Source organism: Streptomyces sp. SID486, assembly GCF_009865385.1.
Classification (GTDB): domain Bacteria; phylum Actinomycetota; class Actinomycetes; order Streptomycetales; family Streptomycetaceae; genus Streptomyces.
This window is the reverse complement of record NZ_WWJT01000500.1, coordinates 1-11,167: the sequence shown is the minus strand read 5'-3', so window position 1 is coordinate 11,167 and position 11,167 is coordinate 1. Positions and strand designations below refer to the sequence as shown.

At 73.1% G+C, this 11,167-nt stretch carries 9 protein-coding genes; 2 read left to right on the top strand and 7 right to left on the bottom strand.

Annotated features, from left to right (window positions below):
* Window positions 1-52: 52 nt before the first annotated feature.
* Window positions 53-1,111, top strand: coding sequence for an AI-2E family transporter (locus GT045_RS23435; protein ID WP_161287754.1), 1,059 nt, complete (start codon window positions 53-55; stop codon window positions 1,109-1,111).
* A gap of 496 nt (window positions 1,112-1,607) precedes the next feature.
* Entirely contained in the window at window positions 1,608-2,744 is a 1,137-nt protein-coding gene (locus tag GT045_RS23430; RefSeq protein ID WP_161335339.1) for an aromatic acid exporter family protein, read from the top strand.
* A gap of 29 nt (window positions 2,745-2,773) precedes the next feature.
* On the opposite strand, the gene GT045_RS23425 is transcribed toward GT045_RS23430, so the two are convergent.
* From GT045_RS23425 to GT045_RS23395, 7 genes are all read right to left on the bottom strand, one after another.
* Window positions 2,774-3,754, bottom strand: a complete 981-nt coding sequence (locus GT045_RS23425; protein WP_161335336.1) for a hypothetical protein — start codon at window positions 3,752-3,754, stop codon at window positions 2,774-2,776.
* A gap of 238 nt (window positions 3,755-3,992) precedes the next feature.
* A complete protein-coding gene (locus tag GT045_RS23420) occupies window positions 3,993-5,168 on the bottom strand; it encodes a DUF2306 domain-containing protein (protein ID WP_345942733.1) in 1,176 nt (391 codons plus the stop codon).
* A 116-nt stretch (window positions 5,169-5,284) separates the two neighbouring features.
* Complete coding sequence (locus GT045_RS23415; RefSeq protein ID WP_161335335.1) at window positions 5,285-5,818, bottom strand: PadR family transcriptional regulator; 534 nt, start codon at window positions 5,816-5,818, stop codon at window positions 5,285-5,287.
* A gap of 44 nt (window positions 5,819-5,862) precedes the next feature.
* On the bottom strand, window positions 5,863-7,038 hold the full coding sequence (locus GT045_RS23410; RefSeq protein WP_345942732.1) for a SpoIIE family protein phosphatase: 1,176 nt from the start codon (window positions 7,036-7,038) through the stop codon (window positions 5,863-5,865).
* Window positions 7,039-7,524: 486 nt separating this feature from the next.
* Window positions 7,525-7,869, bottom strand: coding sequence for an ester cyclase (locus GT045_RS23405; protein WP_237538811.1), 345 nt, complete (start codon window positions 7,867-7,869; stop codon window positions 7,525-7,527).
* A gap of 229 nt (window positions 7,870-8,098) precedes the next feature.
* Entirely contained in the window at window positions 8,099-8,836 is a 738-nt protein-coding gene (locus GT045_RS23400) for a lysozyme (RefSeq protein ID WP_237538810.1), read from the bottom strand.
* Between the two features lie 193 nt (window positions 8,837-9,029).
* Complete coding sequence (locus GT045_RS23395) at window positions 9,030-10,883, bottom strand: M1 family aminopeptidase (protein ID WP_161335333.1); 1,854 nt, start codon at window positions 10,881-10,883, stop codon at window positions 9,030-9,032.
* Window positions 10,884-11,167: the final 284 nt, after the last annotated feature.

Here is an 11,167-nt window from a genome sequence, read left to right as displayed (position 1 = left end):
GTACTCCGTGCGCAGGCCGGCCTCGGCCCGCCCGGGAGCGCCGGCGCCGCCGATGCCGCTCCCGCCGCGGGCCGAGCGGACCGTGCCCTGGCTGCGGGTGGCAGCGGCCTACTCCTGGCGGCTGATCCTCGTCGGCGTCGTGGTCTACGGCGTGTTCATCGTCCTCGGCAGCTTCCAGCTCATCGCCGTCGCGCTGTTCCTCGCGCTGGTGGTGACGTCCGTACTGCGCCCGCTCACCGATCTGCTCAGCCGGTTGCTGCCCAGGCCGGTGAGCGTGGCCGTGGCCCTGGTGGGCAGCCTGCTGCTCCTGCTCGCCCTGCTCGCGCTGGTGGGCAGTTCGGTGGCGGGCGAGTCGGCACAGTTGGCGGGCGAGTTCCGTGGCGGTGTCCGCCGGATCGAGGAATGGCTGCAACGGCCCCCGTTCCGGCTCGGTCCCGACGCGCTCTCCGCACTTCAGCGCCAGGTGACGCAGTACGTCTCGGCACACCGGGCGTCGCTGCTCAGCAGCGCGGTCAACGAGCTGGGCCGGGTGGTGGAGCTGGTGACGGGGGGTGCGCTGGCCCTGTTCAGCTCGGTCTTCTTCCTGCATTCCGGCGAGCGGCTGTGGGGCTGGGCGCGAGACCGGCTGCTGCCCGCCGGGGCCCGCCCGGTGTGGGACACGGCGGGGCAGGCGGCCTGGCGGACCTTCGCGGGGTACACCCGCGGCATCATCATCGTGGCCGCCACGAACGCGGTCCTGGTGGGCGTCGGGCTGCTGGTGCTGCGGGTGCCGCTCGCGCTGCCGCTGACACTGCTGGAGTTCTTCGCCGCGTTCGTGCCGTTGGTGGGCTCGCCGGTGGCGCTCGGCGTGGCCACGGTCGTCGCACTCGCCGGGCGGGGCCCGCTGACGGCGGCGGGCGTCCTCGTGCTGATCGTGGTGATCGGCCAGGTCGAGGGGCACGTGCTGCACCCCCTGGTGATGAGCTGGGCGGTGCGGCTGCATCCGCTCGTCGTGGCCGTGTCGGTCATCGCGGGCAGCATCGTCGCGGGGGTGATCGGCGCCGTGGTGGCGGTGCCGCTGGTCTCGGTCGTCTGGGCCGTGCTGAACGCCCTGCGCGCGACGCCGTCGTGACGGCGGCGTCCGGTTTCCTTCCCGGCGTAGCGGCTGGAAGCGGCGCACGTGACCCGAACTCCGGATCAGTTGTTCCCTGGAACAGGTGAGCGTCGCTCGTACGACCACCGGGACCGGTGGGGCGGGACGACACTTACGGTGTGCGGGCGACGGGCTGCAGACCGTGGTCGACGCACACGTCCCACGAAGAGCGACACCGCAAGGAGCAGCACGACCATGAACCTTCTCACCGACATCCTCGCCGGACTCGTCCACTTCGTCGGGTGGCTGGTCTGACGCCGCGAGGCGTGTGAAGAGCGCGGCGCCGTCTCCCCGTCCCAGGGAGGCGGCGCCGCCGTCGTCGTACCGTCCCGCGTGCCCCGGCTCCCGGCGACGTGGACGGCACGTCCGCTCGAGGGGCCTGCGTGTGCCGCTGGTCACCTCCGGGACCGGCGGGGCGGAAACCGGCATGAGGTGACGCCGCCGGTGGCACCCGATCCGCGTGCGTGCGATACGAATGACCTGGCAGGGTGCGGGGCAGGGCCTGTCGGCCGCGGCACACGCGGCGCGGCGGGCATGGACGGAACCCGGCCGGGAGCGAGACCTGGCCGTGCAGGCGTTGAAGGCGGCGCTGGCCGCATGGGTGGCCTGGGCGGTGGCGGGCTGGTGGCTGCAGGCACCGGTGGCGTTCGTCGCGCCGTGGGTCGCCGTGGTGCTGGTCGAGTCGACCGTGTACCGGTCGGTCGCGCACGGCCTGCAACAGCTCGCGGCGATCGCGGCCGGCACGGTGGCGGCCACCGCGGTCGGGCTGGTCCTGCACAGCACGGTGGCCGCCATGGCGGTCGTCCTCCCGCTCGCGATGCTGCTCGGCCAGTGGCGGCGCCTGGGCAGCCAGGGCATCTGCGCGGCCACCGGCGCCCTGTTCGTCCTGACCAACGGGGCGGTCAGTGTCGCGACCTCCGCGGCCCGGCTCGGCGAGGCCCTGTTCGGGGCGGCGGTGGGCATCACGGTCAACGCGCTGATCCGGCCGCCGCTGTATCTGCGCGACACCGAGGCCGTCCTGCGCGACGCGACCGAGGAGGCCCACGACATCCTGACGGACGTGGCCGACGGGCTCGCCGCGGACCGCTGGGACGCCGAGGAGGCGGGTGGCTGGCACGACCGCGCACTGCGGCTGCACCGGCAGGTGGAGCAGGCACGGTCGGCGGTCGAGTGGAGCCGGGAGAGCCTGCGCGGCAATCTGCGGCGGCGGCGCACCGGCGCCGTACAGCCCCTGCCCGGCAGGAACTACGACGACGCGCTCGTGGTGCTGGACTACGCGGCCGTGCACACCGCCGGGGTGACCCGCACGGTGCTGGAGGCCGCCGCCGAGGACCGCGCGGCGCCCCGGCCGCACTCGGAGCTGGCCCGCCGGTACGCGCAGTTCCTGTGCCAGACCGCCCGCGCGCTGCGGCTCTACAGCCACAGCCGGTTCGCCGACACGTGCGAGGACGAACTGCGCGAGGCAGTGGCTGCGCTGCGCGACACGCTCGCGGAGCTGCGCCGCGACCTGGTCCGTTCCACGACGGACGATCCCGACGAGGTCGCCACCTACGGCGCGCTGCTCGCCCAGGCCCACCGCCTGGCCGGCCAGCTCCTCGCCTCGGGCACCTGACCCCCGGCCCCCGATTCCCCGTGATCCGCTTACGGCTCCGACCGTGGTCCACCGGACAGGTCCGACCGTGATCCACCGGACATGAGCTGACCGGCGCTGGACCTCCGTCCTCCGCCGGTGGCACCCCGCACCAGGAGGTGGCCGCTCGCCCCGGCCGCCAGCAGCCCGGCCACCATGACGATCAGGCTGAGCGCGGGACCGGAGGACCAGTCGACGTGGGCGCCGCGGGCGGCCAGCACGACGGTCATGGCCAGGGCCGTGCCGGGCAGGGACAGCAGGGCCGGGCGGGTGCGGTCGAGGTCGTCCTCGGCCAGGGAGCCGAGCACACCCACACCGAGGGCGAGCGCCCAGACACCGAGGGCCTGCGCATCGACGCGGTTGGTGTGCCAGGGGACGAAGCCGGCCCAGAAGCCGGGCCGGACGAGCAGTCCGGTGCCGATGCCGAGCCAGGAGGAGCCGAGCACCGCGAGCGGCGGCTTCGCCCAGCCCGGCAGCGGGACGGTGCGCGGGACGGGCGGTCCCGGCCGGGTACGGCCCTGCCCGGCCAGGCAGACGGCCGCCGCCACGCACAGCAGGCCGAGGGTGAACAGCCAGCCGAGGCTGAACAGCACGGAGACGACGGGGCCGCCGTCGGCGATGTAGAGCCGGTGCGCGTTGAGCAGACTGACCGCGAACAGTCCGGCCAGCACCAGGGCCAGCGGCAGTACGAGGGTGCGGGCCTCCTGCCAGGTGCGGGCGCGGGCGAGCGTGAAAAGCGCTGGGGCGGTACCCAGCATGGCGGCGCCGAGCAGCCCGGGGCTGAGCGGTTCCGGCGACGGCCAGGCGCCGAGGACGTGTCCGGTCAGCGCGACGATCGTGAGGAGCGCGCCGACGAGGAGGTTGACGACCGCGACCGCGACGGCCAGCAGGGCCACCCCGGCCGAGAGCGGCCGGCCCGGTGGAGCTGCCGGGAGGGCGGGCCGGGTCGTGGGTGTCGTTCCGGGGGTGGCGGGATCGGTCGGCTGGGCCATGACGGGTTCCGTTTCCGGGAATGCGGCGGACAGGATCGGGGCGAGGCGGAGCGGGCCGCGGACAGGATCGGGACGGAGCAGGCCGCGGGCCGGAGCGGCACAGGCGGCGGGCCGGATCGGGGCGGGCCACGGACAGAGTGGGGGCGGAGCGGGCCGCAGGCCGGAGCCGCGCGGGCGGCAGGGCGGCGGGGCGGCGGACACGATCGGAGCGGGGGCGCGGGCCCGTGCCCCGGGACGGTCACGACGCCGGGGTGGTCGCCCGGGCCGCCGGCAGCGGGGTCGGAACGGCACGCCTGAGGACTTCGCGGGCGTACATCAGACGCAGGCTCACCACGGCGGTCGCGCCGAACGCCGTCATGCCGCAGCCGATGGCGACGCCCGCGGTCAGCGCCGTGAACCGGCCGAGCCCCAGGCTGTGCTGGAAGAGCATGACCGCTCCGGCGGAGAGCACGGGTGCCAGGCAGAGACCGATGAGGTGGATCCGCCATTCCTCGCGCGCCCAGAGCCGGCCCGCGCGTCCGGCCCGGTGCGCGCCGAGCGCCATGACCGCGTAGGCCACGGCGTAGGGCAGCAGATAGCCGACCAGCAGCCGGCGCCCGGCCGCGCCGTGACCGGAGAGGGAGCGCGCGATCCACACCAGGGCCGCCGCCCCGGCCAGGTGGGCCGCGGCGGTCACGGGCGGCGGAGCCCAGGAGCGTCCGAGCCCCTCGACGGTGTCCCGGGGGTCCCGGGCGCGGGAGGCGAGCAGGGCCCCGAACACGACGAGCGAGCCGAGATGCATGATCGCCACCCGGTTGACCTCCGTCATCGGCAGTCCGGGCAGCACCGCGGGCAGGGCACCCCACTCGATACGCAGCAGCGGCGCGGTGAGCAGATAGCCGTAGCAGAGGAGCATCCAGCGCTGGTGCAGGTCGGCAAAGCCGCCCACGGCCGCGAGGATGCCGAAGGTGACGCTCAGGACGGTACCGGCGAGGATCGTCGCGAGGACGATCCAGAAGGCGGCGCCGCTGAAGGCGTCCCGCGGCGCGGTGCGGGCCAGGTAGAGGCCGGCACCCGCCATGGATGCGTACACGGTGACGGCGAACACGACGCCGAGCGCGCGGTGCAGGCGTACCCGGCGGCGCGCGGCCGTCAGCAACTGCGCCGGGCCGAGCAGCATGAGCAGTCCGCCGAGTACGGAGTGCACGATCATCGGGACCAGGCTGTGCCGGTACGGGGCGACGCGGGTGACCAGCGCGTCGGCGACGTACCGGGGCGACACGACGCGGCCCAGCAGCCACTCCCCCGGCGCCGGGGCACCGGGGCGCGCGTACGACCACAGTTCGGTCATCGCGAAGGGCGCGTACCACAGGCACACCGCCGTCACGGCCACCGCCGCCGCACGGCGCCACCCGCTGCTCGTCCACGGACGCACGGCGACCCCCTCTTCGTCGGCGGCTCGGCCCGCCCTCGTACCGTCTTCGAATCCCCTCCATAGTCTCTTCTGGACTATCGAGGGGTTACCGACGGTAGAGCCGACCGCCGGGAAGGTCAACGGTCCGGCGCGTGCTCCTCCCGGTGCCGGCGGACCCACTCCCAGAACTCGGCCATCATCCGCTCGTACCGGATGCCGAACTCCAGCGCCTCCCGCTGCCCCGGGGTCAGCAACTCGCCCACGCTGCCCGCCAGTTCCTCGTACTCCCCCAAGGTGCGCCGGTGTTCGGCGAGTTGTACGGGCGCGAGGCTCTCGGCCCGGGCCCCGAACCAGAGTTTCAGGATGTTCCGCTCCCGGGCCTCGACCGGGACGAACCCGGTGTCGTCGAGCCAGTCGCGCAGGGCGCGCCGGCCCGGGTCGGTGAGTGTCAGCACCCGGCGGTTGCGCCCGCTCTCCTGCCGCACCTGGGCCAGCAGCCCGGCCGCGAGCAGCCGGTCGCACTGGGCGTAGACCTGCGCGTGCGGCACCGACCAGAACGGGGCGACGGTACGGCCCGCCTCCACCTTGACGTCGTACGCGCTGGCCTCCCCCAGTTTGTCGATGATGCCGAGGACGAGGAAGGACGACGTGGTCAGCCGCAGGTCAGCCATGGCGCCGACCGTACCGTGCCCGGGCGGGCGAGGGGGAGGACGGCTCAGCGGCTCGGCTGCCACTCGAACATGAGGATCGTGGCGTCGTCGCGGAGCCTGCTCTCCTGGGAGTCCAGCAGCGAGTGGATCAGGCGCCGGAGCGTCTCGGGCGCGATCTCGCCGGTGGCGCTGGCCCGGATGACGTACTCCGCGAACCGTTCGAGGCCGAGCAGCCTGCCGTCGGACATCCGCGACTCGGTCACACCGTCGGTGTACAGCAACACCCGGTCGCCGGGCTGCAGTCGCATCTCGTGCACCCGGCGGTCCCGCGCGGGGAGCAGCGAGCGCAGCCCCATGGGCGGGTCGGCCTCGCGCGCCATCGCGTCCACGATCAGCTGCTGGTCGCGGATCAGGAGCGGCGCCGGATGGCCGCAGTTGCTCCACTCCAGGACACCGGTGCGGTAGTCGAGCCGGGCGAGTACCCCGGTGCAGAACTGGTCCGGCAGCCACCGGCTGAGCGCCTCGTCCACGTTCTCCACGAGGGCGCGCAGGTCGGCGCCGGTGCGCCGGGCGTTGCGGCAGGCCGCCAGGGCGACGGCGCTGGTGAGCCCGGAGAGCAGGTTGTGCCCCATGGCGTCCAGCACGACGGCGTGCAGGGACGTGGTGGTCAGGGAGTGGTCGAAGGCGTCGCCGCCGATGTCGTAGGCCGGTTCGAGGACGGCCGTGGAGACGACGTCGCGGTTGCCGATGGTGCGCGGCGGCAGGAAGGCCCGCAGCATCTCGGCGGGCAGGTGCATGGGGGCGGTACGGGTCCGCCGCACGAAGGAGTCCTTGTAGGCGCGCTTCGAGCTGACCATCATCGCGAGCAGCGCGGCCAGCGCCCGGCCCCGCCGCAGGGACTCCGCGGTGATCGCCCGGGCGTGCACGGCCAGCACGCCCAGCCGTTCGGCGCCGTCCAGCAGCGGGTGCCACGCCGTCGTCCCGTCCCGGTCGGACTCCTCGACGCGCAGGGACTGGGTGCGGTAGCACCAGCCGGCGAGCGAGTCGTCGATGGGCAGGCTGGGGGCCACGTCGGTCAGCGGTACGAGGTGCCGCTGCTGGATGTCGGAGAGGTAGACCACGGCGTGCCGCAGGCCCAGCGACTTCGCGCAGTGGGTGACGGCGCTCGCCAGGTCCAGCGTGCAGTGGGCGGGATCGGCGAGGAACTCCTCCAGCGGCGCCCCGCTCGGTTCTGCCGTCACCTCTCCACCACCACCCAGGTACCGGACGTCTTCCCAGCAGTCTCCCCCGCGCACCGCGCACCGCGCAGTCCCGGTACACCCGCGCGGGTCAGACCACGTCACCGCGCGGCGGCTTACCGGCGCCGGTGCCAGTGCCGGCGCCGGCGCCGGTACGCCGTGGCGTCACCCGCGCAGCCGTGCAGCCGTGCGAGCGTGCAGCCGTGCAGCCGTGCAGGCGTGCAGCCGTGCGGGCGACGTCCGGTACCCCTCGGCCATCACCTCACGACCGGCCGCTTGGTCCTCGTCAAGTGCCCATGCACCTGCCCTCCCCGGCTGCCCGGGTGCGCGCCGCGCCCGGCTCCCCGCAGCGCCGGCTGATGCCGCTGCTGCTGCTCGCCAACGCCTCGATGTACGCAGTGCACTTGGGCGTCGGCTCCGTGCTGCCGCCCCCCCGGCCCCGTCGGGACCGAAGGGGGCACGTCGGACCTTCCCACGATCACCGCATGGCTACGCGGGCTTCGGCCACTCCCATCCCAGCTGGAGGAAGAGGCCGAGGCGGTCACTCACGGCACGGATCTCGGTGATCCTGCCCTCGGTCAGCGTGAAGATCCAGATCGCTTCGTTCTCGAAGCTCCGGCCGGTCGGCTCGGGCATGCGCGGATGGGTGCCACCGTGGACTCCACGCTGAGTGACGCGAGCGACCACCTGGTCTCCCTCGCCGATCAGTTCGTCCACGACGACTGTGAGCGGCTCGAACGCGACCAGCTGCTGACGAAGACCCTCGAACGCGGCTCCCGGCTCGTCGGCCTCCCCATGGATGATCTTGTTGTGGTCCACGACATCGTGTGCCATGAACCGGGGAAGATCCGCGAACCGCCGGTCGCTGACCGCTTCGAAGAAGCCCAGGACGACCTTCTTGTTGTGATCCACCACTGACCACACCCCCCTCTGATCGATTGTCCGGTCACCGGATCCTAGTCACCCTGGCCGAGCGGCCCGTCAGCACGTTCGTGTCCAGCACCGTTGCGGTGCGGACGCGCGCGCCGTCCCCCGGGGCACCGGCCGGTGACCGCCGTGGCGCTCAGCCGGTGGCGAAGTCCTTCAGCCGGTCCTGGGAGCCGTTGAAGCGGTCGTGGTCACCGACCGTCTGGCCGGTGGAGGTGTACTGCCACATGGTGTACGCCGACCAGCCGGCCGGCAGCGTGCCCACCGTCGAGGCGTAGCGGGCGACCCACAGGGGGTTGGTCGCGCCGAAGCCTGCGTTGTTGCCGGTGCACTCGGTCCACCAGCTGGTGGCCGTGTAGATGACGGCGTCCCGGCCGGTGCGGGACCGGTACCGGTCGAGGAAGTCGCGGATCCAGCTGACCATGGCGCTCTGCGACTTGCCGTAACAGGCGTCGCCGTAGGGGTTCCACTCGATGTCGAGGACGCCGGGAAGGGTCTTGCCGTCCTTCGACCAGCCGCCGCCGTGCGCCAGGAAGTAGTCGGCCTGGGCGGCGCCGCCCGCCGTGTCGGGGGTGGCGAAGTGGTACGCGCCGCGGATCATGCCGCTGGCGTACGAACCGTCGTACTGCTGGGTGAAGTAGGGGTTGGTGTAGGACGTCCCCTCGGTGGCCTTGGTGTACGCCCACCGGGTGCCGTCGCCCCACAGGGCGGCCCAGTCGACGTCGCCCTGGTGGCTGGAGACGTCCACGCCCTCTGTCTGGGAGGCACGCGGGGGCGGCGGGGGCAGGGTGTCGGAGGAGCCGTCGTGGGCGAGGACGCCGATGCCCATGTAGGCGCTGCCGCGCGCGGGTGCGTCCCCGGTCGGCTCGGGCATGGCCGGGGAGCCGGACAGGAACAGGAGCAGGCCGGCCAGGGCGCCGGTGGCGAGCCACCGGTGGGACCGGCCGCGGATACGGGATACGGAGTTTCGCACGAGGTCCATCTGACCCGTGCCCGGCTCGTCGCGCACTCCGGGTACCGCCGGGCGAAGCCATCCGCGGCCGGTGTCTAGCCCATCGGGGTGCCGGTCACCCCTCGATGCGGTGCTGGGTCCAGAAGGACGTCAGGTCGGTGCTCGTGGCGGCCTGGGCCGCCGCCTTGAACTCGGCCGTGGTCGACACGCCGTACCAGTGGGCGCTCGCGTAGTCCTTCAGCAGCTTGGTCATGGCGGTGTCGCCGATCAGGCGCCGCAGGTCGTGCAGGGCGCACTTGCCGTAGCCGTAGACGACGGTGGAGTAGCGGGAGGAGTGGGCGTCCCAGTACGCCATCGAGTTGGTGATCTTCTCGGCGCTGGAGGCCCAGGAGACGCCGCTCCAGCAGTTGCTGCCGGTGCTGCCGAGGGCGAGGTCGGTGGAGTAGTCGGCGAACGCCTCGTCCAGCCAGGGGCTGTTGTACTCGTCGTCGCCGACGATGCCGTACCACCACTGGTGGCCGATCTCATGGGTGAGGGCCGTGGTGCTGACCAGGTCCAGGACGAAGCCGGGGTACTCCATGCCGCCGAACCAGTAGTTGTTGTCGATGACGGCGTCCAGCTCGCCGTAGGGGTAGGCGCCGAAGCGCGCACCGTGGGCGTCGACGGCGCTCTTGGCGGTGCTGAGCATGGACTGGGCGCTGGAGGAGCTGATGCCGGAGACGGAGTAGATGTTCACCGGGACGCCGGAGGCCGAGGTGCCGGAGATCTTGCTGAAGGGACCGGCCGCCCAGGCGAAGTCGCGGACCTTCGTGGCGGTGGCCGTGGTGACCGTGCGTCCGCTGGAGCCGGGGGTGTCGGTGGAGGTGCCGGTGGCCGGGACGAGCAGGGTGCTGGGGTGGTCGAGGGTCACCTTGAAGTCGGCGGCCAGGGAGTAGAAGGACTCGCCGTTGTCGGTGTACGGGTCCAGGTGCCAGCCGGCGGCGTCGCGGATCGCGAGGACGGGCAGGGCGTTGCCGATGAAGCTGAAGGCTCCGTCGTGGCCGAAGCGGTCGGCGCCGCTGGGCACGGTGATGCCGAGGTCGAAGCCGACGGTGGCACTCTGGCCCTGGGCGAGCGGTGCCGGCAGGGTGATCTTCAGCGCGGTGCAGGCGACGGACGGGGCGTCGGCGGTACCGCCGGTGACATTGGTGACCTTGATCGGCATGGCACTGCACGTGCCGTGGTAGTTGTCCCACAGCCGGAGGTAGACCTCGCCCAGCGCGGTCGCGGAGGCGTTGGTGAAGGTGGCGCTCTCGTGGCCGTTCCAGACCGTGCCGCTGGTGTCGCTGCTGAGGCTGACGGTGTACGAGGGTGCCGCCGGGGTCCGGGTGGAGTCGGCCGGCGGTGTGGTGCCGCCGGAGGTGTCCAGGGCGATGTCGTCCAGCACGAAGCTCGTCCGGAGGCTGGAGTCCTCGGTCCCGGTGAAGGAGAGGTCCACGGTCTGGCCCGCGAACGAGGACACGTCGAGGGACTTCTGGACGTAGCCGGTGTTCTTGTCGAGGTTGGAGTAGGTGGCCAGTGTCGTGCCGCCGGCCTTGGCGGTGAGCTTGTCGTAGGCGACGGACGAGGTCGTCTCCGTGGTGTCGATGTGCAGCCAGAAGGTGAGGGTGGCGGTGCTGCATCCGGACGGGATCGTCACGCTCTGGCCGAGGGTGTCGGTGTGGGTGCTGCCGACGCCGTCCAGCCAGGCGTAGGAGCTGCCGCCGTGGGCGGTCTGTCCGGTCCGGTTGGTGATCACGGTGGACGAGGAGGCCGTCCACGGTGACGTCCCGCTCTCGAAGCCGCCGTTGGTGACGACCTGGGCGGGGGTGCAGGCGGCGGGGGCCGCGGCCGGGCGGGCGGCGGCGGGGGTGCCGGGAAGCACGAGGGCGGCCACGGCGGCGACGGTGAGCGCACCGGCGCCGAGGGCCTTGTGGGGGGTCGGTCTCACACGCTACTCCTTCTGCGGCGGCCGGGGTCCCGGCCTGCTCGAAGGCCGCCGGTCGGCCGGGGTGCGCCGAGGACGGCCGGGGTGGGGCTTGCGCGTTCGCTGTACGAGGAGCCCGTCGCGCCCTACTGGGGTCGGGGCGGCGACTGCCGAAAGAGTGACAGATCTGACGGGTTCATGCCAGAAGGAGGCGCGAGGGTGTGCGTCCCGGACCGTCGCGGGCGCCGCCCGCCCGGTTCGGCGGGCGGCGCCGGGATCACGCGGCGCGCAACGTCATCAGCACGGCC